This window comes from Enterococcus sp. DJ147D b (assembly GCF_058216655.1).
This window is the reverse complement of the sequence record NZ_CM177104.1, coordinates 400614-425783: the sequence shown is the minus strand read 5'-3', so window position 1 is coordinate 425783 and position 25170 is coordinate 400614. Positions and strand designations below refer to the sequence as shown.

Sequence of the window (25170 nt, the reverse complement as noted above, 5' to 3'; positions counted from 1 at the left end):
ACAAAAAAAAATCGATACATACCATAGTATTTGTTTAAAAAAACTTTTTGTTAGATAATGAGTTCACGAGAAAAAAGGAGTGACTGAAGAATGAATAAAGAACGATTGAAACAAGATTTCTTTGAAGCAGTCAATGAGGACTGGCTCAAGACAGCAAAAATCCCAGCTGACAAACCTGCTACTGGTGGATTTCAAGATTTAGTCGAAGGAATCGATCAGCTTTTGATGGGGGAAGTAGACGACTTGCTCGCACATCCTAAAAAAGTTTCTTCCGAAAAAATGAGAAACTTTCTAGCCTACTATCAACTGGCAAACGATTATGCCAAACGAAACGACTTAGGCGCAACGCCACTCTTGCCTTTGTTAGAAAAAATCGAAGCTCTCCATTCTTATTCTGATTTAAATGCGTTGTTTCCTGATTGGACGTTGGAAGGCTTTGCGTTGCCATTCACAGTTGATGTTGATGCAGATATGAAAAATGCACAAACAAATGCTTATTTTGCTTATTCTCCTTCATTATTTTTGCCTGATAAAACCTATTACACACCTGAACATCCAAACGGTGCACAACTTTTGTCGGTATTTTTTGACATGATGGTTCAATTATTAGAGCTTACTGGTAAAGAAAAACAACAGGCCGAAGCAATCGTGGAACAAGCTATCCAATTTGATAAACTGATTGCTCCACACGTAAAAAGTGCAGAAGAAAATGCCGATTACAGCAAAATGTATAATCCAAAATCATTTGAAACATTTATCGGTTACAGCGAAAAATTAGACTTAGAAAAATTGACAATTGGTTTGCTTGGCACACAGCCAGATAAAGTAATCGTAACAGATCCCGTTTACTTTGAACATTTGAATGAGTTACTAACTGATACCCATTTTTCATTATTGAAAAGTTGGTTATTGGTTAAAACGGTACGTTCTTTAAGTGGCTACCTTTCAGAAGACTTTCGACAAATCGGTAGCATCTATTCTCGTACCCTTTCTGGCGCTGATGAAGCAATGCCACAAAAGAAGGCAGCCTTCTATTTAGCTTCTGGTCAATTCGACCAAGTCATAGGAGATTATTACGGCAAAAAATATTTTGGTGAGGCTGCCAAAAAAGATGTTGAACAAATGGTAGAAAAAATGATCGCTGTTTATCAAAAACGATTAGAAGAAAACAATTGGCTTAGTGACGAAACGCGTGAAAAAGCAATCATTAAATTAAACAAATTAGGTATTCAAGTTGGTTATCCTGATAAAATCCCAGCGATTTTTGATCAATTCCAAACAGTCTCCTCTGAAGAAGGCGGTACGCTGCTTTCAAATGCCTTTGATTTTAGTAGAAAAGTGTTGATTGACCGTTTCAGCAAATGGAACAAACCAGTTGATCGAACAGAATGGGAAATGAGTGCTGACACAGTCAATGCTTATTATCATCCATTTAGAAATATCATTGTTTTCCCAGCAGCGATTTTGCAAGCACCTTTTTATAGTTTGGACCAATCAAGTTCTGCAAACTTTGGGGGCATCGGAGCTGTCATTGCACACGAAATTTCGCATGCCTTTGATAATAACGGTGCACTTTTTGATGAGTATGGAAATTTGAACAATTGGTGGACAGACGACGACTTGGCTCATTTCCAAGAAAAAGCAAAAGCAATGATCGAAGAATTTGATGGAATTGAATTTGCAGATGGCGCTGTGAATGGAAAACTCACTGTTTCAGAAAATATCGCGGATGCTGGCGGGCTAAGCTGTGCTTTGGAAGCCGCAAAAGGCGAAGAAGATCTTTCGTTAGAAGCTTTCTTTGTTAACTGGGCAACCATTTGGCGTACCAAAGCAAAAAAAGAATATCAACAACTGCTATTGCAAGTAGATGTTCATGCACCAGCAAAACTTCGTGCAAATATCCAACCACAAAATTTGGAAGAATTTTATGCTACGTTCGACGTTACTCCAGATGATGCTATGTATCGTGCCCCAGAAAAACGTGTGCATATTTGGTAACGAAAGAATAAAAAAAGAGGACTGATTGAACAGTCCTCTTTTTTGTTTTTCTTGGTGAGCGTAACTTTTTATTATCCATTCAAAGTTGACTATTTATTGCGTAACCCCTAAATGAGCTGAGCACTTCTTTCACAAGCTTTCAGATAATCGTTGCCCCCAACGTCTTTTCAAAATGTCTGAGTGCCCATTCATGACCAATTTCATCAAAGCTTGCCACAGCATCCTTATAAATAAATAAGTTATAGCCTAAATTATACGCATCAACAGCCGTGTGCAAAACACAAATATCAGTACAAACACCTGTTAAATATACGTCTGTAATCTTTCTTTCTCTCAAACGAATGTCCAGATCTGTCCCACTAAAAGCAGAATAATGTCTTTTATCGATCCAGTAAATATTTTCCCGTTCTTGGTATTTTTGATAAAGCAGTGCTAATTTCCCAAACAATTTCCGACCATCAGTTCCAATCACATTATGAGGTGGAAACAAATGATTCTCTGGATGAAATAAATCTTTTGGATCGTGGGCATCAATTGCAAATACCACATACTCATTTTCTTCCATAAATTCACGGGTATGTGATGTAATTGCTGTTTCAATCGCTTGTCCAGCGGCACCCGTTGTCAATTTACCATCAGTTGCAACGAAGTCATTTGTATAATCAATCGACACTAATGCTTTCATGTGTTTCCTCCTTAAACAAGATGTTTAACAAATTGGATAACCATTTCTGCTGAGCGTTTACCTGCATCTTCAATAAATTCATCAAATGTTTGTGTAGCTGAATGATCTGCTGTATCACTCATTGCACGTACAATCAAGAAAGGAATATTGAATTGACGTGCAGTTTGCCCTACCGCTGCCCCTTCCATCTCACATGCTAGTGCTTCTGGAAAGTTCGTTAAGATTTCTTGTACTTTTGTTGGAGAATCTACGAAAGTATCACCAGTCACAATCAGGCCTTCTTTTACATTCAGATTCGTTGCATTTGCTGCCTTCACCATTTCTGAACGTAAATAAGTGCTTGCTTCATAATAAAGAGGCATTCCTGGTAATTGTCCCGGTTTATAACCAAATCCTGTGGCATCTGCATCAAAGTAGGCAACTTTATCTGAAATGACAATATCACCAACAGCTAAGCCCTCACCAATACCACCAGCAGAGCCAGTATTGATAACCATATTCACACCATATTGTTGAATCAACAAACTAGTCGTGACAGATGCTAATACTTTGCCAATGCCTGAACGAACAACAATAACTTCGTGTTTCCCTAGTGATCCAGAAATAAACAATGCCCCAGCACGTTCCCAAGATAGAGGCTCACTTAAGTTTTCTCGCAAAATTTTTACTTCTTCTTCCATTGCTCCGATAATACCGATTTTCATAAAATTTCCTTCTCTCTTAAATAAATATGATTGCTAAGATCACAACGCAAAGCAACAAGATCACAATCCCTAATGCTTTCATCAAAAAAACGTTCCATTTATGTGTTTTTTCTCGCTCACTTGTTCGAGTCTTGGTTGTCTTTTGTTTATTCTTACTTACTTTACGATAAAAATTTGAGCTGTTAGCCGGCTCTGGCTCACTCTGATTGCTTATCTGATAATTGGCTTCATCAACTGGTTCTCTCATCCGTTCTTTTTGTCGTTTTCGTAATTCTGAACGCGTAATCAGCGGTCCCTTGGCCATCAGCCGATCCCTCTACTTTCCTTTAGACAATAATGCCCAATACTGAATCGCAAAAATGGTTTTTGCATCACAAATGATTCCATCCGTCATTGCTTGTTTTGCCTCTGCCATCGTCAACGCATAAAGTTCTAATACTTCATCTTCATCTTGGGCTAGTGGATTTACAACTTTTTCGATGTTTGTTGCGTGATAAACATGCAACAATTCATTAGCAAATCCTGGTGATAAATACATTGAAGTGACGTGAATCATATCCTGCGCACGATAACCTGTTTCTTCTTCGAGTTCTCTGCGTGCAGTCAGTTCAGGTTTTTGTCCTTCTCCCGGATCAATTTTCCCAGCAGGAATTTCTAAAATCACTTTTTCGAGTGGCTTTCTAAATTGTTTGACTAACAATAAACGTTCTTGTTCATCAAAGGCAATGATTCCTACACCACCCGGATGAAAAACTAATTCACGTTGAGCAGTTTTTCCATCAGGTAAACGAACTTCATCTAAAGCGACGTCAATAATTTTTCCATGAAAAATTTCTTTACGCGTCATTGTTTTTTCTTCAAATTGGTCATAACTAAGCATTCTGCTCCCTGCTTTCTTTTGTAATAATAACCGCTTTTTTTTATTTTTTCAATTTTCCTAAAAACTCCTTATTAGTTTACCATAGAAAAACCTTAGAATTTTCCTAAAATATGAAAATCCATCCTTAGCCCGATACTCTTTCTTAAGTTGGATATGCTAAAATAAAAGATGTAAACGGGAACTGAGCCGAGACAACAGAAACAATGATAGATACTCAATGGAAAGAACGATCTGGAGGGCATATTATGAAAAAACGAAAATGGCCATGGATTTTAGGAATCGGACTAATCCTGATGTTTGTTTCATTTAGTGGAGATTCTTCACTAATTAGTAGCATCATCATCTTGGCCGGAATTTTATTAGTCTTATGGAAACTATTTAGTTCTGGAAAGAATAAGAAACGTTCAAAAGAAATTCCTGAACTATCAGATGATTTAAAAGTTCACTATACAGAAGTTGGCATGACGCCGAGCGAAATCAATTTTTTCCGTGAAACAATGAATCACACAAAAACACAAATCAATCGACTTCAAGTAAACTTAAATCAAACAGCAAAACTAAAAGCAATTGATCTTCGTCATGACACAGTTAAAGCTGCCAAGGCACTCTTTAAAGAATTAGTCAAAGAACCACATCGCTTACATGATGCGAGTCACTTTCTTTACACCCACCTGCCAAACCTCATTGATTTGACAGATAAATATATTGAGATCAATGACCATGAAATCAAAAATAAGCAGACTTATGCCAAACTAGAAGAAAGTGCGCAAATCATCGATCAACTTGCTAGCTTGATTACACAAGATTATCAACAATTTGTAGCAGATGATCTAGATGACTTAGATTTAGAGATATCAGTTGCGAAACAAAACTTAAAACGTGATAATAGAAGTGAAGAAAACTAATCTTTTCTGAGTCACTTAAATTGTCAGCTAATGACTCGAAGCAGTTGCCGCTTTTTCGGTGTGCTTCGAGTTATTTTCAAAATTAGCTGCACATTTTTTGTCTCTCAGATTTTTTATAAAGTTCACCACAAGCCCTAAGGAGGAATTCAGATGGACAAGAACAATCCAAATGAACTAAAAAATGTTACACCTGTAGATAGTACGTTAGACGACCTGTTAAACAATCCTTTTTCAACACCGACAGATACTTTAACTCAAACACAACAAGCAGAAATCAATGCTTTACAAGAACAACAAGTAGCCGCACGTTTGATTGACAAATTACCCCCAGAAAGACAAGAACAAGCAAAACAGCTTGCCGGAAAGATTGATGCTACCGATGCACAATCTGTTATCAGCTATGGTTCTGCTGCGCAAACTAAGCTAAGTGAATTTTCACAATCTATGCTGAATCATGTGCAAGTACAAGATATTGGTCCGGTTGGAGATTCGTTAACAGAGTTGATGTACCGTTTACAAGAAGCAAACCCCGACGAGCTACGAGCTGGCGAAGGAAATATTTTCCAACGTGTTTTTGGTAAAGTAAAACAATCCATTTATGAAGTAACCGCGAAATATCAAAAAATAGGTGCACAGATCGACAAAATTGCTGTCAAATTAGATAAGGAAAAGGATGGATTATTAAAAGATAATTTAATGCTTGAGCAACTTTATCAAAAAAATAAAGACTACTTTGATGCTTTAAACATTTATATTGCCGCTGGCGAACTAAAAATGGAAGAATTGCAAAAAACGACGATTCCTGAAGCAATGAAAAAAGCTGAAGAAACAGGCGATCAAATGGATGTTCAAATTGCGAACGACTACACCCAATTTTTAGATCGTTTAGATAAACGTACGCATGATTTACGTTTAGCCCGACAAATTACGATTCAGCAAGCACCACAAATTCGGTTGATCCAAAACACGAACCAAGCACTGGCGGAAAAAATCCAAGCTTCGGTTGCAACAGCGATTCCTTTATGGAAAAACCAAGTTGTTATTGCGTTGACGTTGCTTCGTCAAAAGGACGCAGTCACTGCGCAACGCCAAGTTTCTGAAACAACCAATGACTTATTGAAGAAAAACTCAGAAATGTTGAAAATTTCTGCTATTGAAACAGCGAAAGAAAACGAACGAGGAATCGTGGACATCGAAACATTGCAAAAAACACAAAATGACCTTGTTGAAACAATTCAAGAAACCTTGCGTATCCAACAAGAAGGTAAAGAAAAACGTCGTCATGCCGAACTTGAATTGTCGAATATGGAAGAAGACTTAAAACAAAAATTACTTGATCTAACTCAATAAAATCAAAAAAGCTAGAACAAATAGTAACCTATTTGTTCTAGCTTTTATTTCGTACTTATTTTAAATGTGATTCACCCTGTTTTTGATTCATGACACTATTTTTATAACCATACGTGAAGTAAATAATCAGTCCAATCAGCATAACGATTACAAAAACGATCCACGTAATCGCCTGTAAACGTAACATCAATATGACACAAGTCAAAATAGAGATAATCGGTAGAACTGGCACAAACGGTACTTTGAATTCACCCGCTTTTGGTTGTCCAAATTGCTTTCTTAATTTCAATAACCCTAAACTTACCAAAATCAAGTACGTTAATGCGGTGATATTTGTCAGCTCAGCTAAGACATCAAGTGGAAACGCCCCCGCAAAGAAGACTGCTACCACACCAGCTGTGTAAGTTGCTTTTTTAGGCGTCCGATGTTTTTCATCAATCTTCGTCATGTATTTTGGCAATAAGCCGTCTTTACTAATTGCAAACAATAAGCGTGCCAAAGAATACATCATTGAAATGGTCACTGTTAATAACGTTAAAATCGCTCCAACTGCAATAACCGCTCCGACAGTTCCATGGCCTACATAACGCATTGCAAAAGCTACCGGATCACTTACACCTAACTCTGTGAATGGTACGATTCCAGTCAAAATCAACGTCACTACAATGTATAAAACGGTCGCAATCAAAATCGAACCAATAATTCCTCTTGGTACATCTTTTTGCGGATTTTTCACTTCTTCTGCTGCCATCGCTACCGCATCAAAACCTAAGAAGGCAAAGAAAACCAATGCTGCACCATCAAGGACTCCTGAAAAACCAAATGGCGTAAACGGTGTCCAGTTTGCAGGTTTCACAAAAAAGATCCCTACAATAATAAATAAAGCAATAATTCCAAATTTAACAAATACCATCACGTTATTTAAACGCAAAGCTTTCTTTGCTTCTAGTGAAACGATATACGTTACAAACACAACAACCAAGACTGCAATTAAATCCAGATAGGTGCCATTTTCACGATTATATCCTCCAGTCAACGCTGTAGGTAACTCTACACCCAGACTAGCTAAAAATCCTTGAACGTATCCAGACCAACCAGATGCAACGGATGAAACAGCTAATAGAAATTCACTAATCAGTAACCAACCAGTCAACCATGCGATAAATTCGCCGAATACAACATATAGATATGCATATGGTCCACCAAGAATTGGCACACGTGACGCGAATTCAGCAAAGCTTAATCCTGACAAAATGACAACAACTGCCGCTAGAACGAACGAAAGTGACAGCGCCGGGCCTGCATTTTGATTGGCCGCAACTCCTGTCACTACAAATATCCCGGTTCCGATGATTGCACCAATACCTAGCATAATCAAATCCGTTGTTTTTAATTCTTTTTTCATACCACTCGTTTGATTGAGCTCGATCTTTTTCTTACGAAATAAATCCATTGAAGTTCCTCCCCATTTTAGGTTGGAAAACAGTGGCTAAACTGTTTTCATATACCCTAAAAGGATACCACCTAAAATGACTAGAAGGCAACCAACAATCACATAAACCATTTCTTTTTTGGTTTTGTGTTCACCCAAAATGAAAATACCACCTAAAGTTGAGATGATGATCCCCATTTGTGATAAAGAAAATCCTACCGCTAAACCAAGTGATTTAACTGTTAACAACATACAAATATTTCCGATTCCCCAGAGTAAACCAGAAATCATGTTTTTCCAAACAAATTGATCGACTTTAACTTTTTTGAAGGCAAAAAAGCTTGCACCTAAGATCATCCCTACACTTTGTGGCAAGATGATCGACCATGCGTCAAGATGCGCCCAAGTGATAATGATGGTGTAGACGCCGTAACCTAGCGTTGAATAGATTAGCGCTCTAAAACCCTTTCCAAAATCAAGCATTTTATTATCTGTATTTACTTTTCCGTCTTCATCTTGACGAGCAGTCAAATAAGCACCGCTTACAAGTAATGCTAAAGCAATGAAACCGTAAATAAAATCTTTTGTTTGTGTCCATTCATGGAAGAACACCGCACCCGCAATCGTATTCAAAATCAACTGAAAACCTGTTGATAATGGTAGCCCTACGGATACACCCATGAATTTCATTCCATGAAACTGACCATTTTGTCCAACACTCCATGCTAAACCGGATAAAAATCCAATCAAGAAAATCCAAGGGGTGATTACTGGGTTTACTACAAAAAACAAGACTAAAGAAAACAAGAATGCACCGATTGTCATTCCTAACGTTTGTTGATTGGCATCGCCACCAATTTTCCCGCTGACTAAGCCGATACTTCCCCAAGCAAGCATAGGGATTAATGCTATTAATATTTCCATAACTTTTCTCCTTTTATTTCACATGTAAAGAAACTTATCAGGGAAAACGTTAACAACACAAGCAAATTTTTTCTTTTCTAACGATTTTCTAACGTTCTTCATTGTAGAAATTTAAAGTTGGAAATAATATAGTCATTGTTGTACCTTGATTTTGGATTGATTCTGCTGTTAACTTCAGTCCTAATTTTTCTGCTAGATTCTTTGCCAAGTACAAGCCTAACCCAGTTGAATGCTGCTGTGTCAATCGCCCATTGATTCCTGTAAAGCCCTTATCAAAAATTCGCTTCACATCTTCGGCGGGAATCCCGATACCTGAATCTTTCACAGCTAAAGTTACTCCTTGATTTGTCGCTTCAATTAAAATGATGATTTCCCCATAACTTGATGTGTATTTGATTGCATTGCTTAATAATTGTTTAAAAATAAAAGCAACCCATTTTGCGTCGGTTAATACCATCGCATCTTCGCCAACGATCTCATAATGGATTTGTTTCTGAATAAAATAATTAGCTTGACTACGAATCACCGGTTGGATGATTCCTTTTAGACTGTACTCTTGAATTAAATAATCTCTCGAAAAACTATCTAAGCGTGCATAATATAAAACTTGTTCGACATACTCATCGATTTTTGACAGTTCATTTTCTAACAACATATATTTTTTGTCATCAATATCAAATTCAATCGAACGTACTAACAATTCTGAAGCTGCTAATGGCACTTTGATTTCATGCACCCATGAATCAATATAATCTTTTTGATCTTGTTGATTACTGATTGCTTGTTGCATCAGTTCCTGATGTTCTCGGATCAGTTGATTGATATATTCTTCAACCAGTTTTTCTTCTTCCGTATGACCACCCTCCAAATAACTTTGCAATGGAGAATGCTCTTTCACATTTGCCAAGTGTGCCCACCAACGACGTTTTCCAAGATAACCACCCAGTAAATAAAAAGCTAGAAAAACACTCTGGATAACAGCTAAATAAGCAATCGTTTCCCAATCTACTTCTATATTAGGGGCTAACCACATAACAAAAGCCGTTAATACTACAAAAAAAAGCCAGCCTAAAATCAAAGACCATTGATCTTTTAAATACCTAAAAAAATTCATTGGCTATTTTCCGCCCTTTCTAAGGAACGATATATCCTTGTCCAACTTTTGTTTCGATGTATCCCATGATCCCAGCTTGCTCGATTTTTCTTCGCAAGCGATTGATATTCACTGTTAATGTATTATCATCCACAAAACGTTCATCATCCCACAAAGCACGTAATAGCTTTTCACGACTCAAAATTTTTCCATGTTGCTTCATCAAAATGAACAATAGTCGGTACTCATTTTTACTTAGATCAATGATTTCTCCATTAATCTCCATGCTTCCATTATCTACATTTAGCGTGATTCCATTATGACTCATCATCTCACTAGAAAGTTCTGTATAATTATATGAACGACGCAATAGGGCATTGATTTTAGCAATCAAGACATCTACTTGAAAGGGCTTGGTTACGAAGTCATCTGCTCCCATATTCATTGCCATGATCATGTCCATATTTGTATTGCGGCTTGAGATAAAAATAATTGGTACTTTTGATACTTCGCGAATTTTTTGACACCAATAATACCCATCAAAAACTGGAAGATTGATATCTAACAACACTAATTGCGGTGCTTCTTCTTCAAAATCTGAAAAAACCTGATTGAAATCAGTTGTTCCAAATGTTTCAAATTGCCACTTTTCTAACTCTTCCATAATTAGTTGACGAATGACTTCTTCGTCTTCTACTACCATGATTTTTGCCATCGACTGCTCCTCCTAGTTTTTCTTCTTGCATCTACAATAGCAAACCCCACAGCCCATGACAACTATGGTTTCCTTTTCTTTATAATTGATTATAAATGTTTGTCTAGAACAAAAATAAAAAGCGTAAAAACTGACAGCTAGTCAGCTCTTACGCTTAAGTATTACTTCATTGTATTTTTAGACAAGGTCTACTTGTACTTCGATATTTCCTTTAGTTGCTTTAGAATACGGACAGAATTCATGTGCATCATCAACTAATTTTCGTGCTTCTTCTTCACTAACGCCTTCAACATGAGCTTCTAGAATGACACCAATCTGGTAGCCACCGTCATCTAATGTGTAAAGTGAAACGCGTGCTTTAACTGTTGAGTCAGCATCTAAGCCTGCTTCTTTGACCATATGTTGTAATGCACCATTAAAACATGAAGCATATCCTGCTGCAAATAATTGTTCAGGATTAGTTCCCTCCGCATGGATTCCTGGTGGTGTAATTTTCATGTGCATCGAACCATTTGGTGCTTCGACTGAACCTTCTCGTCCGCCGTGGTTAATCATCGCTGTTTCGTATAATTTTTTCATTGTACTACTCCTTTCGACTTTCTTACTACATTTCTAGTGTAAGCCTAGTGGAGCGGTTTATTCAAAGAATCTGCTCATTCAAATACTAAAATACCATCTTCAACTAATTTACCAAAAAACATAAAAATGCCACTTGTAAATAACAGCGTCATATTTGTTCCAAAATAAATAGCTATTTTTTCTAAATAATCTTTGATCTTATTGATTTTAAGATACATATATACTAAAAAATTTACTCCATACACCAACACAGTCAAAAAAATAATCATTCCCGTCATCATTCTTCCTCCTCCATTACTGGAAAACTACGAAACTTCCCCGTTCTTGACTTTATACTTACCATAACACTCAGATAGAACTTTCAGCAACTCAGGTTCTTTGTAGAACGCTTTCATAAATGGACTCTGTAAATAACTACCAAAAATCCAAATCCACAATCCTTGTGTTAAAAACAGTCTTAGCTATTCACTAATTATTTATTCGCGCATACTTTCTAATTTTTCCGCGAATGCTTGAGCTTCACTTTCTGAACGACAAACAACGATAAATGTATCAAAACCTGCAATTGTCGCTGCAACTTCTGGATAAGCAACTTCATCTAACCAGTTTGTCACCACGTCTGCGCCATTTTTTTCAGTCAACACCACAACCATAAATTGAACGGTCTCAATTCGTAAAACTTCCCGCTTAACGGCTGAACGCAAACGTTGTTCATTCAATGAAACAGATGGTTGACTAAAAAGAGAGTAACGAACTCGTTGCTCTTCATCTTGAACCTTGATTACTTTCATTTCACGAATATCTCGAGAAATTGTTGCTTGAGTTGCACTAACACCTGCTTCTTCTAAGCGTGCAAGTAATTCTTCTTGTGTACTAATTGGATATTCTGTAATTATTTGGCGAATCAATGCCTGTCGTTGACTTTTTTTCATCCTGGACACCTCTCTCATCCATAATTATAACAAATTTACTCAATTATTGGCGTGTTTACTTTGAAAATTACTTTTGATCCTTTACTTTTTGGCAATGCGCACACGTAAAATTGTTTTTCGTTTCTCTGGCGCTACTCTTCTAGGATCACTTAAATAAATTTCTTTGTGTTCTTTTCCTATCCGCTGATATCCTTCTTCTCCGAGAAAGACTGCTAATTTATCAAAACTCTTCTGCTCCTCATCGTAAGAACCAATGTGTAAAATTTGTCCAACTAATCCTTCCTCGATTGTCTCAAATTGTAATTGTGCAAGTAACTCTTCAGGAATCTTTTTTGCTGAACGCTTCATTGCAAGTTGGGCAATCTCCGGTGTCACGAAATCAGGCTGTTTAATCATCAGTTGATAAGCAAAGTGTTCCTTCAACATCACTTTTTCCTGCAAATATTTTTCTTGTAATCCCCATTGACCTTCTAGTGGGTAAACTGTGTATGGTTGGTAACCAGGAATAGCCCAATTATTTTTCGGTGACATTTTGATTGCATAACTCACTGGGTATAACACTCCAATGCGTCTTTGGAAATCCTCTTGATTTGGATCACCTACACCTTTGATCGTAAAAAAATTTTGTGCTGGCAATTCTAAAATCTGTGGTTTTTTTGTTACTCGATAGCCAGATTCAGCTTTACGCCATTCAATTTTATCCATTTTCTTTTTCTCCTAGCCTATTTATATATTTACGATTTTTTCTTGTTTTGTTTCCATTTTTAAACTCCATTTAATCATAACCTTTTTGAGATGTCTTGACTAATTTTATTGACATAAAATTTGAGTCTATGCTAAAATAACTCCAGCAAACAATCGTACAGATAACACGTAAATGCGTGTCGAGAGAGAGGCGATTTCTATTGACAATAGAAATCTTCTCTCTTTTTTTGCGAAATTTTTAAGAGGTGAAATGTATGACAAAACAAAAAGAACTACTACTTGTTCCCGCAGTGATTGCAACTGGGATCATGTCCTTCGCAGGTGTTCTGATTGAAACTGCGATGAATGTAACTTTCCCAACGTTGATCAAGCAATTTGATTTGACAACTGCTCAAGTCCAATGGGTAACAACGATTTACTTATTGATGATTTCAATCATCGTACCATTATCAACCTATCTAAACCGCAATTTTAGTATTCGAAAATTATTTTTGTTTTCAAATCTTCTGTTTCTTGCCGGCATCTTAGTTGATTTCTTCTCACCAACTTTCATGTTTCTTCTAATGGGACGACTATTACAAGGGATTGCAACTGGTATCGCACTTCCATTGATGTTTCATATCATTTTGACGTATGCACCTATGAATCGTCGCGGTGCGATGATTGGTGTCGGAACATTGACTACAGCGATTGCGCCAGCTATTGGACCAACCTATGGTGGGATTTTGACCTCCGCTTTTACTTGGAATCATATTTTCTTATTTCTTGTGCCAGTCTTACTGGTATCACTAGTGATTGGCCTATTTGCCATCCCTGAAACAAATGTAGCAAAGGGTGGTCATTTAGATTTACTTAGCGTATTAGGGTTATGCTTACTTTTCAGTGGTGCTTTAACATTCCTGAGCACGATTGGTCAACTAATTAGCTGGGTTTCTTTGATTATTGCAATCATTGGTTTCTTAGTGTTCTATCAACGTTCAAAAACAATTGATCAACCCTTGATTCGCTTATCGATTCTATCTAATAAAACCTTCCGATTATTTTTATTTAGTTTCTTAGTTTATCAATTTTTACTACTCGGTGTTTCATTTGTCTTGCCAAACTTCATTCAAATCGTTCAAGGAGATACCGCATTTATTGCTGGTTTGTCCATGCTTCCGGGAGCCGCAATTGGTGCGATTTTGTCTCCTTTCTCCGGAAAATTACTCGATCAACATGGACCTAAAAAACCAATCTTAGCTGGTTTAATCTTATCGACGATTGGTTGGCTAGCTCTCGTTTTATTGATTGGTCATGCATCCTTGATTTGGTTAGTAGCTTGTCATGTTTTCTACATGATTGGTATTGGTCTTTCTTACAGTAATATGATGACTACTGGAATGAATGCATTAAGCGAAGAGTTCCAAGGCGATGGAAATGCACTATTCAACACGCTTCAACAGTTTTCTGGTGCGATTGCCACCTCGCTAGTAGCGATCATTATCAACCTTGTGCAAGACCACTCCACGTTGCACTACGAAGCAGCTACTACTTTAGGTTCAAAAGCAGCATTGGGTGTTTTACTTATCTTACTGATTATTAGCTTTGCCCAGTTTATGCCTTACTATTTAAAGAAAAAACAACAATAAACAAAAAGAAGATGGGTGTTTGCATCCATCTTCTTTTTGTGTAAGAATGAAAACGAAAAAGGAGGCTCTTTTATGGAAAAAATTGCCATTATTGGCGGTGGCATCATCGGTATGACCCTTGCAAATTATTTAGATACAACCAAGTTTGAAGTCACATTATTTGATGACTCCACTGGTCAAGCAACCAAAGCCAGTGCGGGAATTATTTCTCCTTGGCTTTCAAAAAGACGAAACAAACAGTGGTATCAACTAGCTAAAGATGGTGCTGCTTTCTTCGATAAATTGATTCAAGATTTCCAATTAGATTCAACCATTTATGATCGTTCAGGAACACTTTTATTACGACCGCAAGATGAATTGATTTCACTTGCCGAACTAGCGGAGGAACGTAAAAAAGAAGCACCAGAAATCGGTGACATTGAACTATTAACACCCGCTCAAACAACTGCTAAACTTGAACTACTTAAACCAGCACCTTCACTTCACATTAGTGGTGGTGGAAAGCTTGATGGCAAAGCTTATTTAACACAACTAGCAAAACGTTTAACACATCAGCAAGTAGCAATCATCAATGACCGTGTTGCGTTTCAGCCAAAAGGTGATGCATGGTTGGTTCAAGGTGCGTTTGGCGAAAAACTAGTTGATCGAATCATCCTTACACCTGGCCCCGCATTAAAACCTTTGCTGGAAACTATTGGCTATACAGTTGATATTCGGCCTCAAAAAGGACAACTTCTAGTTTTTGATTCTCCTTATCAAAATAGTAGCAAATGGCCCGTAGCGATGCTGGATGGCGAAGCCGATTTTATTCCATTCATGTCTGGTAAAATTTTGATTGGTGCAACACACGAAAACGATGGTGGTTGGGACTTATCCCCTACCGAAACTGCTTATGAAATGCTTACTACTCACACGAAAGATTTTCTAGCCAATCCGGAACAACTTACCGCTTGGCGTTACCATTTCCGTGTGGGTACTCGTGCTTATACGTCTGATTTTTCACCATTTTTTGGCTTAGTACCAGATGATCCTACTTTACTAGTGGCAAGCGGACTAGGATCATCCGGTTTAACAACTGGTCCTTACATCGGGTATTTGTTAGCAGATTACCTAAACACAGGAAATTGGTCGAAAAAAAAATATCAAAAAGAAATAAAAACTTATCTTTCAAAGACGGTTGGTTGATTGTAAACACAAAAAAGAGCGGACTTCTGTCTCGCTCTTTTTTCATTTGATTGATTATTTAACTTTCCTCCCACCGAAAAAAGCTGTTGGAAATAGTTCGCCTGAATACATTATCTGTGAATCACTGTCTTCACACTAAAAATAACTTTTTGGTTCTTATCAACATCCTTTATTTCTTCAATTTTTTTAGCAATCCTTTCAATGATTTTATTGCTTCAGCAGGAAGTTCATGATAACCACCCAACAATTCTTCTTGTTCCAGAATGAATTGATATCTTGAAGTCAACCGCTGATACAAACATTCTTGATAAGTTGCTTCATTGAATGGCTCAGGAAACCCAGTCACCGGCAAATAAGACAGCTCTGATAGCTTTCCTAGTGGCAGAAATTGCGCTTGTTTTTTAGCTATAGCCTCTACACTTTTCAAAGTGACTTCAGGCGTAATTTTTTTTTGGTCAAAATATCCTGTATTTAAAATATAGCAATCAGTATCTTGTTTTTCAAATAGTTCTTTAAAAGCCTGATAGTCCTCAGCTAATGGATATACTCTAAACGGATTAGCATATGGAACATATACTAATTGATCGACCTCTTCCTTCCGGATATTTTCTGCACTTGACCGTTTTGTTGCTAAAGTTGCACCAAAAATTGCAGCTAAGATAGGATCATTGATTTTAACAACCGGTGGAAAAACATCATCTTTCATAATCCAAAAAACTGCATCGATTTTATCGTCCAAATGATCCACACGATTTGGCGTAACAAACCTTGATTTGATTGCTCGACCGTTGCCATTCCGAATATCTTCAGTCACTAATACTTTTTCCCCAGAGTCATTCAACGTAACGCCTACATTTTGACAAGTTAAAAATGATGAAACTGTTAGATCATTTGAAGCATAGTCTTGTGTTTTGTCAAAATATGCTGGTTCTAATGCTGTGGTCGATCCCTTCTTTTTTGAGATGACAAATGCATCATCATGCAATACAGTGACTACATCATCTGCACTTCTCGCTAAAGTGATCGTTGATTTCCCAGAACCAGATAGGCCAAAAACTGCCATTGTGTAACGATGTGTTGGAAATTGATATTGCTTCAATCCTCCATGACATGCAATGAAACCATTCCGATTGGCTAACGCCCAAGCAAGAGTCAACGTAGCTTTTTTTAACTCGCCAAAGTAACGCAGACCCAAAACAGCTGCAACATTATGCATAGCATCAATCAACACCAGACCATCAGGAAACGCTGGATGCTGCCATTCTGGATCAGCAAAAATGTACAGATCCCCCTCATTATATGTTTGCGAATGCTGATAGTCAGTTTCACTCTCTGCTGTTAGCACTTCAAAATTTAATAAATAAGAGTACAAATTATTCTCAAATCCTTCTGGAACCAGCACATGTGCTTTCACCGAAAATTCCTGGTCCAATCCAACTATGACTTTGCCATGGTAAAACTGACGTATTCTACTTTGATAAATTGCTTCCCGCAAAATTTTTTCATACTTCACTTGACTAATTCCTGGTTCACCGATCACTCTACGAGCTGCCGCTGTTCGTCCAACGATTTCACCATCATTAAAAACTAATACTTTACTATCCTTTGGTAGTTTTAACTCTTCGGTATGAGATACAGCTAAATCTGTGACAATCGTTCCAGGACTCTTGGTTGCTAACTGATATGCCTGTGCTAAATGATCAATCAATTGTACATTATTACCATAAAATGCTGTTTCAATAATTACTCGAATACTCGAAAATAAATTGTTATTCAAGTTGATTGTCGCTTGTGAATGTCCTGATATCGTACTCATTCGCTCACCTTCCTTTTAAGTCAAAAAATAGAAAACGCTTTATAAATATTATATCTCAGCACTATTTTTTTGTCTTACGGCATCCCTTATCGATTCTTCTACAGCAATTGATATGAGAAATTTACGATTTAAAAAAAAAATCCAAGAAAATCACTCAAAAGTGATTTTCTTGGATTCAACTATTTTGGTTTCAGTTGGTTGCTCGGCTTAGTACCAGCCGTTTGCTAACCAGAATGTTTTAGCAGCGTCCCATGAACCGTAGCGTGATGATACATATTCATCAGCAACACGTTCTTGATTGGCAGCTGAGTAGTCACCATTTAAGTATGATGAATCTAATTGGTAACGTCCGATATAACGTCCGTTAGTAGCTGTATAAGAACCGCTTGATTCTCTTTGAGCGATCCATTCTTTTGCATCACTTGTTGAAGCTGCAGGAGTTGCTGGTGTTGCAACTACTGGTTCAACAGTTTCAACTGGTGCAACGTATGTATATTGTTGAGTTGCTTGTTCAGTTGTTGCTGTTTCTTGTTTAGTTTCAGTTTTTACTTCTGCTTTAGTTGAAACTTCACCTGATGTTGGGATTGTTAATTCTTCACCAACGTAGATACGATTAATATCAGAAATAGAATTTTTTTCTGCAATTGTGTCAATTAAAGTATTGTCACCTGCAAATTGTTGTGAAATTGTAGATAAAGTATCACCTGATTTAACTGTGTAAGTTTCGTCAGCATGAGCTTCTGTAGCTCCCACAAACATTGCAGCACCTGCAGCAAAAGTTGTTCCTAAAACGATTTTCTTCATTGAATTCATATATTAAACTCCCTCATGTCCTCTTAGTTTCTTTCAACGTCATTAACTTTAACATTTGAAAATATTTCATAGGTAAAAGAATGATGACATTTGATGACAAAATGACAATTTTTTTAATATTTGTAACATTTCACCAGTCTATCATCTCAGTCTAAAGTCGTAGAAACCTTTGGCGTCAAAGGAGAAAACATTTTCAACAAGTAATATGTTTTTTCACAAAAAATTGACATTTTGTAACATTAGAACAAAAAATCTAGAAGAAAAACACGATTTTTTTTTGCTTAAATAACAAATTTCAGTCAAAAAAGCCCAAAAGCAGCAAAAAAGTCAGCCATTGTTACAACAATTACTGACTAAAAATGAGTGAATTAGCAAAAATTAGGAAAAACCTTACACTTTTTAGCTATCTCCGTTTTTTTCTTTGTTTCGTTTGTAAAGTTTCAATTGCTTTTTCAAATTCTAGCTTCGCTTCTTCATCTATTTCTTTCACCAATGCGTCTTGCAGAATAGTTAGCCATTCTTCTGGGTCTCTTGCACCTAAGCGTCCAATTGCCCAAGCCGCTGTCCCACGAATCACAGGACGAATATCTTTTAGACAATTAGCAATTTCTGGTAATGACTCTCGATCCCCTAGATTCGCCAAGGCAATCAGTGCATTTCTTTGAAGTGGCTTTTTCCCACGCCACGAGCCAGCTAGATGTCCAAATTGCTGATTGAATTCTTTATTCGAAATGGAAAGCATTGGTTTTAGTTTTGGGTATACTTCATCAACTTTCGGCTCCATTTCTTCATGGAAATGAAAATCTTTACCTCTATTATATGGGCAAACTAACTGACAAATATCGCAACCATAAATGACATTACGCATTTTTTTTCGATACTCTTCTGGCATCATCCCTTTTGTCTGGGTCTGATAAGACAAGCATCTTTGGGCATTCATTCGTCCATCACCAAGCAATGCTTTCGTGGGGCACCCGTCGATACAACGGGTGCAGTCGCCACAACCAAATACACCAGGTTCATCCGGTTCGAAAACGATATTTGTAACAATTTCGCCTAAATAAACAAAAGAGCCAAACTCCTCCGTAATCAATAGACCATTGCGCCCAATAAAACCCAAACCTGCCCGCTGTGCGACTGCTACATCAATCAATTCTCCCGTGTCCACTTGTGGAGCAAAGCGCCACTCTTCCTCCGTTTGCCACTGTTTCCCACGGATCGTAATAAATTCAATCAAACGATTTAGACGATCTCGTAAAATATCATGATAATCGATTCCCCAAGAAGCACGGGCAAACTGTCCTCTTTTTTCATCTTTTGGAATTTCCTCATGAATTTTTGTAGGATATGCTAAGGCAATGGAAATAATTGATTGGGGGTGATCAAATGTTTTTTCTGGGTAAAGTCGTTCTTCAATCACTGGATGTTCAAAGCCCGAAGTATGACCTGCGGCTTTTTGTTCTTCCAGAGATTCCTTTAAATGATCAAACGGTTCCGCAGTCGTGAACCCGATTTTATCAATGCCTAGTCGTTTACTTTCGCGAATGATTTCTTTCTTTAAAGTCATAAATTGCCTCGCTTATTTCATTTTTCTTCTATTGTAAATAAGTAATAGGTTATTGGTATCAAGATTACCGACTATATAACCCATAATATAATTTATCTTTTTTCAATTGAACAAACTCAATTTGTTGATCGGCGACTTTCTTTTCCTTTAACCAACGATTACGAGTGACAAAAACTTCCCAATAATTCGTTGAAATCAGCTTTTTCTTATCATCCAACGCTTGAAAAAAGTTCCAAGAAACTGGTTTTGTATTCAACAATTGATGCAAACGTACTTGCTCTGTTTGAGAAAGTTCCGATAAATCTCGAGAGTATAAAACATCTTCATGTAAATTTTTTTGTTGTGTATAAGTAAATGTTTGTGGGATTTTTCCTGGTCGTGCCACTAACATCAACTGATTATAATAGCTATTCATTAATTTACTGTGGGCAATAAATGAGCTCTTGTAATAAGCTGCTTGGATTTTCTGAATAACATTTTCAGTTCCAATGACAGAAAAAAGTGCTGGCCAAGCTTTAGTTTGAATTTCTTGATTCTGTTTAACTAAGACTCCCGGTATGAATCCAACTGCAGAAATGAAAACAAAGTAACCAATTCCAGTCATTTCATCTAGTGGCTGAAACTCATCAAAAATCCACTTTCCAACATAACGTTCTGGTTCAACTACATCATCTGCTGCATTCGCTATGAATAATTTTGCCATCTCAGTTTCAAGAAATTGAAGGTCTTGGTCTTTTTCAGTTGCTTCTTGTTGGTCAAGCAAACGAAAGACTTCTTCTTTTATTTGTTGCTTATCTTTACGTGTGAAATTCATAGCTACACCTCTCCTTCTTACCTTTAACTATGACGGAAATCGAAACAAAAAAACATTATTAGCCTAAAAAAACGTGAAAAATTATGCTCTCAAATAATCATCTCATTGAATTAAAAATACATTTTTTGTAAGACATTTTTTATTTCAACTCGTTGTCTGCTATCGACACATTATTTTAACAACTAATTCAGAAAAATAGAAAAAAGTTGAACCAAAACAAAAGAATGTTTCAGCCCAACTTTGAGATCCATTTATTTTGATAAACCTTTATGGATTGCGTCAATATTCCATTTCATCATTCCATAGTACGAATCGCCTTCTTCACCGGCTTTAGCGACTGAGTCTGTAAATAATTTTTCAGCAATCGGGACACCAGTTTCTTTCGATACACGTTCCATGCTTCGAGGATCCACACTCGATTCTACAAACAAACCGGGGACTTTTGACGCTTTGACTTGGTCAATAATTGCGGTCATTTGATCAGGCGTTCCTTGACTTTCTGTGTTGATTTCCCAAATGTAAGCCGCTGGTAATTGATACGCTTTGGAAAAGTATTTAAATGCGCCTTCACTGGTGACTAATAACTTTTTCTCTTCACTGATCGTAGCAAATGACTCTTTTGCTTGCTGGTCTAATGATTCAAGTTTTTGGCGATATTCTTGACTATTTTTTTCATACACTTCTTTATTCTCTGGGTCTTTTTCGCTCAAAATCCGAGTAATTTCTTCAACATATTTAATTCCATTAGACAAATCTAGCCATGCGTGTGGGTCTGCCTGTGTTTCTTGACCAGTACTTGTTAAATAAAGTGGCTCTACTTCACGGCTAACAGCAAAATAATCTTCCTCTTCGACTTTTTTAGCTGTTTCCATCAAATTATTGAACCAACCATTGCCTGTTTCTAAATTCAGCCCATTATACAAGATAACTTTTGCATCACTGGCTTTTTTGATATCTTCTGGCAAAACTTCATATTCATGTGGGTCAGTTCCCACGGGTACGATACTATGAATCGTTACTTTGTCTTTGCCAACTTCTTTTGCCATATCTGCCAGAATGGAATTTGTCGCAACAACCGTCAATTTTCCTTCTTTTGTTTGTTCTGCTTTTTCGCTCTTTGTTGAGCAACCTACCAGGAAAATCCCTAGTGCGAATAACAAGATTAGTAATTTAGATTTTTTCATTTGTTTGCTCCTTTCTTTGAAACAAAATACCTTTTGCTGGTGAAAATAAAAACGCTAGGGCAAAAAAGACAGCTGATGCTAACACGATAGTTGCCCCTGAAGGTAAGTTATAACTGTAACTGAAAAATACACCAACGATTGCACTCAACACACCAAAACTCGCAGATAAAGCAATCATTGTTGATAAACGATTCGTTAACAAGTACGCTGTTGCAGCTGGTGTGATCAACATGGCAATCACTAAAATCGTTCCTACTGTCTGAAGACTTACTACAGCAACTAACGTTAAGAAGAACATCAATGCGTAATGAATAAATGTTGTATTTAATCCATAGGCTTTTGCCATCATTGGATCAAAGGAAGTAATTTTCAACTCCTTATAAAAAACAAAAATAAATAATAAGACAACAGCACTAACGATTGCCGTGAGATATAAATCACTCTCGCGAACAGCTAAAACATTACCAAATAGAATATGGTAAAGATCAGTTGCACTTTGAGCAAAAGAGATAAGAATGATCCCTAGTGCAAAAAATGAACTAAAAACAATTCCGATTGCCGTATCATTTTTTAAGCGACTCTTTTGTGTGACGAAACCAATCAATGCGGCAGTCAGCACCCCAAAAGCAGTTGCACCCAAAATATAACTAAACCCAAACATATAAGAAATTGCCACTCCGGGTAAAACTGCGTGAGAAATCGCATCACCCATCAGAGACATCCCACGTAAAATAATAAATGAACCAATCACTCCTGAAGCTAATCCGACTAAAATAGATGTAATCAGTGCATATTGTAAAAACTGATAGTTTAACACACCATCAACAAACGATTGAATCATGCTTACTCCCCCTTTACCAATTGACCAATTACTTCACCATAAGCTAGCTGCAGATTATTTGAAGTAAAGGTCTCTTGGACCGTCCCAGCCGCAATTAGCTCACGATTTAATAAAATCACTTCATCGAAATATTCATTTACTTTATGCAAATCATGATGAACGATCAAAATCGTTTTACCTTCTGCACGCAATTCTTGTAAAATTGAAAAAATCTTTTTCTCGCTAACAGCATCGATTCCCACAAATGGCTCATCTAAAAAAATCCATTCCGCACCTTGTGTTAACGCTCGTGCAATAAATACTCGTTGTAATTGGCCACCAGATAATTCGCTGATTTGTCGATCAGCATATTTTTCCATACCTACTTTGACTAACGCCTGTGCTGCTCGCTCTTTTTCTCGTTTTCCGGGTCTTTTTCCAATTCTTAACGAAGGATATGTTCCAAGTAACACAACCCCAAAAACATCAATCGGAAAGGATAGATCCATTGCACTTCGTTGCTCTACATAAGCAATTTTTTTTCGTACTTCTTTTACTGATTTTCCTGAAAACGTCACAGTGCCAGAAGATTTGGGAATCAATTCTAATAAAGATTTCATAAAAGTTGATTTTCCCGCACCATTTGGTCCAATGATTCCTGTCATTTTTTCTGATTGAATTGTTAAAGATATATTTTTCAAAGCAATCTTTCCTTGATAGGCCACGGAAAGATTTTGTACGCTGATTGTTGGTTTCACCATTCCAAGCACTCCTTTTTAGGTTTACCTAACTTTTTATTTAAAGATAGTTTAACCTATTAAGAAAACATTTTCAACAAAAAAATTTGTGGTTAAATTAAAATTCTTCTCGCGTTTTTTGAATCCTTTCTGTAAAATCACATCAAGAGATTAATTTAATAACTGTTTTTATTTATCAATAATTTATTTTTTTAACTGATAAATCTAATCAAATATATTGGCTTATTCTCTAAATTATGAAAGGAGTTTTTGTATGGAAGAAGGAAAATTAAATCGAAGTCTTAGCGCACGTCATATTCGAATGATTGCGTTGGGAGGGACAATCGGCGTTGGATTGTTTATGGGTGCCTCTTCAACCATTCGCTGGACTGGCCCCTCTGTAATGATTGCTTATGCTGTTGCCGGATTGTTCCTATACTTGATCATGCGTGCACTGGGCGAGATGCTTTATGTCGACCCTTCTACAGGTTCATTTGCTAATTACGCAAGTGATTATATCCATCCAGTTGCTGGTTATTTAACGGCTTGGAGCAATATTTTTCAATATGTCGTAGTTGGAATTAGTGAAGTCATTGCCGTTGGTGAGTATATGAATTATTGGTGGCCGAATTTACCAACCATCATTCCTGGTATCACTGTGATACTTTTCTTGATGTTAGCTAACTTGTTTTCAGTAAAAGCCTTCGGTGAATTAGAATTTTGGTTTTCGATGATCAAAGTCGTAACGATCATTTTAATGATTGTTGCTGGTTTAGGCGTTATCTTCTTTGGTTTTGGTAATCACGGTCAACCTATTGGTATTTCAAATCTTTGGAAAAATGGTGGCTTCTTTACCGGTGGCGTGAAAGGTTTCTTTTTTGCTTTATCCATCGTGATTGCTTCTTATCAAGGAATTGAATTAATTGGGATGACTGCTGGTGAAGCAAAAAATCCACAAAAAACAATCGTTGAAGCTGTTCAATCTACAATTGGACGCATTCTTATTTTTTATATCGGTGCTATTTTTATTATTGTAAGTATCTATCCATGGAATCAACTTGGTGAGATTGGGTCTCCCTTTGTTCAAACATTCGCGAAAATTGGGATCACTTTTGCCGCTGGATTGATCAACTTTGTCGTAATCACTGCTGCCTTGTCTGGTTGTAACTCAGGCATTTTCAGCGCAAGTCGCATGATTTACACCTTAGCAGTTAATGGAAAAATGTCTAAACGTTTCTTAAAATTGTCTCGACATGGAGTTCCCTTTTACCCAGTTGTTGCAATTTCAGGAGGTATCTTGATTGGCTTGGTCATCAATTATTTGCTACCAATGTTTGTTACTCACTCTGAAAATATTTTTGTCTTTGTTTATAGTTCAAGTATTTTACCAGGAATGGTTCCTTGGATTGTCATTTTGATCAGTGAAATCAAATTCCGTAAAATCCATGCGGAACAGATGACTGAGCATCCATTTAAAATGCCGTTATCCCCTTATACCAATTATTTAACTTTATTGTTTTTAGCCATTATTCTTTGTTTTATGTTCATCAATCCTGAAACAAGAATTTCCTTGCTGATTGGTTTAGCCTTTTTATTTTTCATGATGATTCATTACTTTCTTCGTGAAAAACGAGTGAAGAAAGCTTAAACAAAAAAACTGCGAGTCTGTTCTACTCTTGAAAAGAAATTTTCTAGAGGTAGTAA

The 25170-nt window shown here is 36.9% G+C and carries 25 protein-coding genes; 6 read left to right on the top strand and 19 right to left on the bottom strand.

The window, feature by feature from the left end; genetic code table 11:
• Positions 1 to 90 precede the first annotated feature (90 nt).
• Positions 91 to 1998, top strand: a complete 1908-nt coding sequence (locus AC4BD1_RS02075; RefSeq protein WP_490485752.1) for a M13 family metallopeptidase — start codon at positions 91 to 93, stop codon at positions 1996 to 1998.
• A gap of 139 nt (positions 1999 to 2137) precedes the next feature.
• Here the strand turns inward: AC4BD1_RS02075 and AC4BD1_RS02070 are convergent, their stop codons facing one another.
• The 4 genes from AC4BD1_RS02070 to AC4BD1_RS02055 are packed head-to-tail and all read right to left on the bottom strand — an operon-like array spanning position 2138 to position 4267.
• Positions 2138 to 2683: a cysteine hydrolase family protein gene (locus tag AC4BD1_RS02070; protein ID WP_490466842.1), complete on the bottom strand. Its 546-nt coding sequence runs from the start codon at positions 2681 to 2683 to the stop codon at positions 2138 to 2140.
• Between the two features lie 11 nt (positions 2684 to 2694).
• Positions 2695 to 3387: a 5'-methylthioadenosine/adenosylhomocysteine nucleosidase gene (locus AC4BD1_RS02065; protein WP_206910531.1), complete on the bottom strand. Its 693-nt coding sequence runs from the start codon at positions 3385 to 3387 to the stop codon at positions 2695 to 2697.
• A 16-nt stretch (positions 3388 to 3403) separates the two neighbouring features.
• Entirely contained in the window at positions 3404 to 3691 is a 288-nt protein-coding gene (gene macP / locus AC4BD1_RS02060) for a cell wall synthase accessory phosphoprotein MacP (RefSeq protein ID WP_206910528.1), read from the bottom strand.
• A gap of 12 nt (positions 3692 to 3703) precedes the next feature.
• The gene (locus AC4BD1_RS02055; protein ID WP_490466840.1) at positions 3704 to 4267 is read right to left on the bottom strand and encodes an NUDIX hydrolase; all 564 of its coding nucleotides are present in this window, start codon (positions 4265 to 4267) and stop codon (positions 3704 to 3706) included.
• Positions 4268 to 4560: 293 nt separating this feature from the next.
• Here AC4BD1_RS02055 and AC4BD1_RS02050 point away from each other — a divergent pair, with 293 nt between their 5' ends.
• Together AC4BD1_RS02050 and AC4BD1_RS02045 are read left to right on the top strand one after the other, a co-directional pair.
• The gene (locus tag AC4BD1_RS02050; RefSeq protein WP_490467277.1) at positions 4561 to 5172 is read left to right on the top strand and encodes a 5-bromo-4-chloroindolyl phosphate hydrolysis family protein; all 612 of its coding nucleotides are present in this window, start codon (positions 4561 to 4563) and stop codon (positions 5170 to 5172) included.
• A gap of 150 nt (positions 5173 to 5322) precedes the next feature.
• Positions 5323 to 6522 (top strand): toxic anion resistance protein, encoded by a 1200-nt coding sequence (locus tag AC4BD1_RS02045; RefSeq protein ID WP_206898630.1) that lies wholly within the window; start codon positions 5323 to 5325, stop codon positions 6520 to 6522.
• Between the two features lie 55 nt (positions 6523 to 6577).
• Here the strand turns inward: AC4BD1_RS02045 and AC4BD1_RS02040 are convergent, their stop codons facing one another.
• The 8 genes from AC4BD1_RS02040 to AC4BD1_RS02005 all read right to left on the bottom strand — a co-directional run bounded on the left by AC4BD1_RS02040 (position 6578) and on the right by AC4BD1_RS02005 (position 12902).
• Positions 6578 to 7975, bottom strand: coding sequence for an amino acid permease (locus AC4BD1_RS02040; protein WP_490466838.1), 1398 nt, complete (start codon positions 7973 to 7975; stop codon positions 6578 to 6580).
• Between the two features lie 36 nt (positions 7976 to 8011).
• Positions 8012 to 8878, bottom strand: a complete 867-nt coding sequence (locus tag AC4BD1_RS02035; RefSeq protein WP_206898628.1) for a GRP family sugar transporter — start codon at positions 8876 to 8878, stop codon at positions 8012 to 8014.
• 88 nt (positions 8879 to 8966) lie between these two features.
• Positions 8967 to 9992: a two-component system sensor histidine kinase SapS gene (sapS, locus tag AC4BD1_RS02030; protein ID WP_490466837.1), complete on the bottom strand. Its 1026-nt coding sequence runs from the start codon at positions 9990 to 9992 to the stop codon at positions 8967 to 8969.
• Positions 9993 to 10011: 19 nt separating this feature from the next.
• Entirely contained in the window at positions 10012 to 10686 is a 675-nt protein-coding gene (gene sapR / locus AC4BD1_RS02025; RefSeq protein WP_490466836.1) for a two-component system response regulator SapR, read from the bottom strand.
• Positions 10687 to 10863: 177 nt separating this feature from the next.
• Positions 10864 to 11265, bottom strand: a complete 402-nt coding sequence (locus AC4BD1_RS02020) for an organic hydroperoxide resistance protein (protein ID WP_206910511.1) — start codon at positions 11263 to 11265, stop codon at positions 10864 to 10866.
• 74 nt (positions 11266 to 11339) lie between these two features.
• Complete coding sequence (locus tag AC4BD1_RS02015) at positions 11340 to 11546, bottom strand: hypothetical protein (protein ID WP_206898626.1); 207 nt, start codon at positions 11544 to 11546, stop codon at positions 11340 to 11342.
• A gap of 195 nt (positions 11547 to 11741) precedes the next feature.
• Positions 11742 to 12197 (bottom strand): arginine repressor, encoded by a 456-nt coding sequence (locus AC4BD1_RS02010; RefSeq protein WP_206898625.1) that lies wholly within the window; start codon positions 12195 to 12197, stop codon positions 11742 to 11744.
• Between the two features lie 81 nt (positions 12198 to 12278).
• Positions 12279 to 12902, bottom strand: coding sequence for a GyrI-like domain-containing protein (locus AC4BD1_RS02005; protein ID WP_206910509.1), 624 nt, complete (start codon positions 12900 to 12902; stop codon positions 12279 to 12281).
• Between the two features lie 254 nt (positions 12903 to 13156).
• Between AC4BD1_RS02005 and AC4BD1_RS02000 the strand changes: the two genes are divergently transcribed.
• Together AC4BD1_RS02000 and AC4BD1_RS01995 are read left to right on the top strand one after the other, a co-directional pair.
• A complete protein-coding gene (locus tag AC4BD1_RS02000) occupies positions 13157 to 14530 on the top strand; it encodes an MFS transporter (protein WP_206910508.1) in 1374 nt (457 codons plus the stop codon).
• Positions 14531 to 14602: 72 nt separating this feature from the next.
• Positions 14603 to 15715, top strand: a complete 1113-nt coding sequence (locus AC4BD1_RS01995; protein ID WP_490466834.1) for an NAD(P)/FAD-dependent oxidoreductase — start codon at positions 14603 to 14605, stop codon at positions 15713 to 15715.
• Between the two features lie 169 nt (positions 15716 to 15884).
• Here the strand turns inward: AC4BD1_RS01995 and AC4BD1_RS01990 are convergent, their stop codons facing one another.
• The 7 genes from AC4BD1_RS01990 to AC4BD1_RS01960 all read right to left on the bottom strand — a co-directional run bounded on the left by AC4BD1_RS01990 (position 15885) and on the right by AC4BD1_RS01960 (position 23490).
• Positions 15885 to 17531: a phosphoenolpyruvate carboxykinase (ATP) gene (locus AC4BD1_RS01990; protein WP_490466833.1), complete on the bottom strand. Its 1647-nt coding sequence runs from the start codon at positions 17529 to 17531 to the stop codon at positions 15885 to 15887.
• A gap of 207 nt (positions 17532 to 17738) precedes the next feature.
• Positions 17739 to 18344: an aggregation-promoting factor gene (apf, locus tag AC4BD1_RS01985; RefSeq protein WP_206910504.1), complete on the bottom strand. Its 606-nt coding sequence runs from the start codon at positions 18342 to 18344 to the stop codon at positions 17739 to 17741.
• A 403-nt stretch (positions 18345 to 18747) separates the two neighbouring features.
• Positions 18748 to 19911, bottom strand: coding sequence for a tRNA epoxyqueuosine(34) reductase QueG (gene queG, locus AC4BD1_RS01980; protein ID WP_490485751.1), 1164 nt, complete (start codon positions 19909 to 19911; stop codon positions 18748 to 18750).
• 64 nt (positions 19912 to 19975) lie between these two features.
• Positions 19976 to 20725 carry a hypothetical protein gene (locus AC4BD1_RS01975; RefSeq protein ID WP_206910500.1) on the bottom strand — a complete coding sequence of 250 codons (750 nt, stop codon included), beginning with the start codon at positions 20723 to 20725 and terminating at the stop codon, positions 19976 to 19978.
• A gap of 251 nt (positions 20726 to 20976) precedes the next feature.
• A complete protein-coding gene (efaA, locus tag AC4BD1_RS01970) occupies positions 20977 to 21909 on the bottom strand; it encodes an Mn/Fe ABC transporter substrate-binding lipoprotein EfaA (RefSeq protein ID WP_242589987.1) in 933 nt (310 codons plus the stop codon).
• Positions 21896 to 22750, bottom strand: a complete 855-nt coding sequence (locus tag AC4BD1_RS01965) for a metal ABC transporter permease (protein ID WP_206910497.1) — start codon at positions 22748 to 22750, stop codon at positions 21896 to 21898. The genes efaA and AC4BD1_RS01965 overlap by 14 nt, the downstream gene beginning before the upstream one ends.
• Before the next feature lie 2 nt (positions 22751 to 22752).
• Positions 22753 to 23490, bottom strand: a complete 738-nt coding sequence (locus AC4BD1_RS01960; protein WP_206910495.1) for a metal ABC transporter ATP-binding protein — start codon at positions 23488 to 23490, stop codon at positions 22753 to 22755.
• Positions 23491 to 23740: 250 nt separating this feature from the next.
• Between AC4BD1_RS01960 and AC4BD1_RS01955 the strand changes: the two genes are divergently transcribed.
• A complete protein-coding gene (locus AC4BD1_RS01955; protein ID WP_490485750.1) occupies positions 23741 to 25114 on the top strand; it encodes an amino acid permease in 1374 nt (457 codons plus the stop codon).
• Positions 25115 to 25170: the final 56 nt, after the last annotated feature.

What these genes read in the sequence shown, in the direction of transcription:
- apf (WP_206910504.1), bottom strand. Translation starts at nt 18,344, where the DNA reads ATGAATTCAATGAAGAAAATCGTTTTAGGAACAACTTTTGCTGCAGGT.
- AC4BD1_RS01975 (WP_206910500.1), bottom strand. Translation starts at nt 20,725, where the DNA reads ATGAATTTCACACGTAAAGATAAGCAACAAATAAAAGAAGAAGTCTTT.
- AC4BD1_RS02020 (WP_206910511.1), bottom strand. Translation starts at nt 11,265, where the DNA reads ATGAAAAAATTATACGAAACAGCGATGATTAACCACGGCGGACGAGAA.
- AC4BD1_RS02010 (WP_206898625.1), bottom strand. Translation starts at nt 12,197, where the DNA reads ATGAAAAAAAGTCAACGACAGGCATTGATTCGCCAAATAATTACAGAA.
- AC4BD1_RS01955 (WP_490485750.1), top strand. Translation starts at nt 23,741, where the DNA reads ATGGAAGAAGGAAAATTAAATCGAAGTCTTAGCGCACGTCATATTCGA.
- AC4BD1_RS01965 (WP_206910497.1), bottom strand. Translation starts at nt 22,750, where the DNA reads ATGATTCAATCGTTTGTTGATGGTGTGTTAAACTATCAGTTTTTACAA.
- AC4BD1_RS02065 (WP_206910531.1), bottom strand. Translation starts at nt 3,387, where the DNA reads ATGAAAATCGGTATTATCGGAGCAATGGAAGAAGAAGTAAAAATTTTG.
- macP (WP_206910528.1), bottom strand. Translation starts at nt 3,691, where the DNA reads ATGGCCAAGGGACCGCTGATTACGCGTTCAGAATTACGAAAACGACAA.
- AC4BD1_RS02045 (WP_206898630.1), top strand. Translation starts at nt 5,323, where the DNA reads ATGGACAAGAACAATCCAAATGAACTAAAAAATGTTACACCTGTAGAT.
- AC4BD1_RS02015 (WP_206898626.1), bottom strand. Translation starts at nt 11,546, where the DNA reads ATGATGACGGGAATGATTATTTTTTTGACTGTGTTGGTGTATGGAGTA.
- AC4BD1_RS01995 (WP_490466834.1), top strand. Translation starts at nt 14,603, where the DNA reads ATGGAAAAAATTGCCATTATTGGCGGTGGCATCATCGGTATGACCCTT.
- sapR (WP_490466836.1), bottom strand. Translation starts at nt 10,686, where the DNA reads ATGGCAAAAATCATGGTAGTAGAAGACGAAGAAGTCATTCGTCAACTA.
- AC4BD1_RS02050 (WP_490467277.1), top strand. Translation starts at nt 4,561, where the DNA reads ATGTTTGTTTCATTTAGTGGAGATTCTTCACTAATTAGTAGCATCATC.
- AC4BD1_RS02000 (WP_206910508.1), top strand. Translation starts at nt 13,157, where the DNA reads ATGACAAAACAAAAAGAACTACTACTTGTTCCCGCAGTGATTGCAACT.
- AC4BD1_RS02055 (WP_490466840.1), bottom strand. Translation starts at nt 4,267, where the DNA reads ATGCTTAGTTATGACCAATTTGAAGAAAAAACAATGACGCGTAAAGAA.
- efaA (WP_242589987.1), bottom strand. Translation starts at nt 21,909, where the DNA reads ATGAAAAAATCTAAATTACTAATCTTGTTATTCGCACTAGGGATTTTC.
- AC4BD1_RS02035 (WP_206898628.1), bottom strand. Translation starts at nt 8,878, where the DNA reads ATGGAAATATTAATAGCATTAATCCCTATGCTTGCTTGGGGAAGTATC.
- AC4BD1_RS01960 (WP_206910495.1), bottom strand. Translation starts at nt 23,490, where the DNA reads ATGGTGAAACCAACAATCAGCGTACAAAATCTTTCCGTGGCCTATCAA.
- AC4BD1_RS02070 (WP_490466842.1), bottom strand. Translation starts at nt 2,683, where the DNA reads ATGAAAGCATTAGTGTCGATTGATTATACAAATGACTTCGTTGCAACT.
- AC4BD1_RS02005 (WP_206910509.1), bottom strand. Translation starts at nt 12,902, where the DNA reads ATGGATAAAATTGAATGGCGTAAAGCTGAATCTGGCTATCGAGTAACA.
- AC4BD1_RS01990 (WP_490466833.1), bottom strand. Translation starts at nt 17,531, where the DNA reads ATGAGTACGATATCAGGACATTCACAAGCGACAATCAACTTGAATAAC.
- sapS (WP_490466837.1), bottom strand. Translation starts at nt 9,992, where the DNA reads ATGAATTTTTTTAGGTATTTAAAAGATCAATGGTCTTTGATTTTAGGC.
- AC4BD1_RS02040 (WP_490466838.1), bottom strand. Translation starts at nt 7,975, where the DNA reads ATGGATTTATTTCGTAAGAAAAAGATCGAGCTCAATCAAACGAGTGGT.
- AC4BD1_RS02075 (WP_490485752.1), top strand. Translation starts at nt 91, where the DNA reads ATGAATAAAGAACGATTGAAACAAGATTTCTTTGAAGCAGTCAATGAG.
- queG (WP_490485751.1), bottom strand. Translation starts at nt 19,911, where the DNA reads ATGACTTTAAAGAAAGAAATCATTCGCGAAAGTAAACGACTAGGCATT.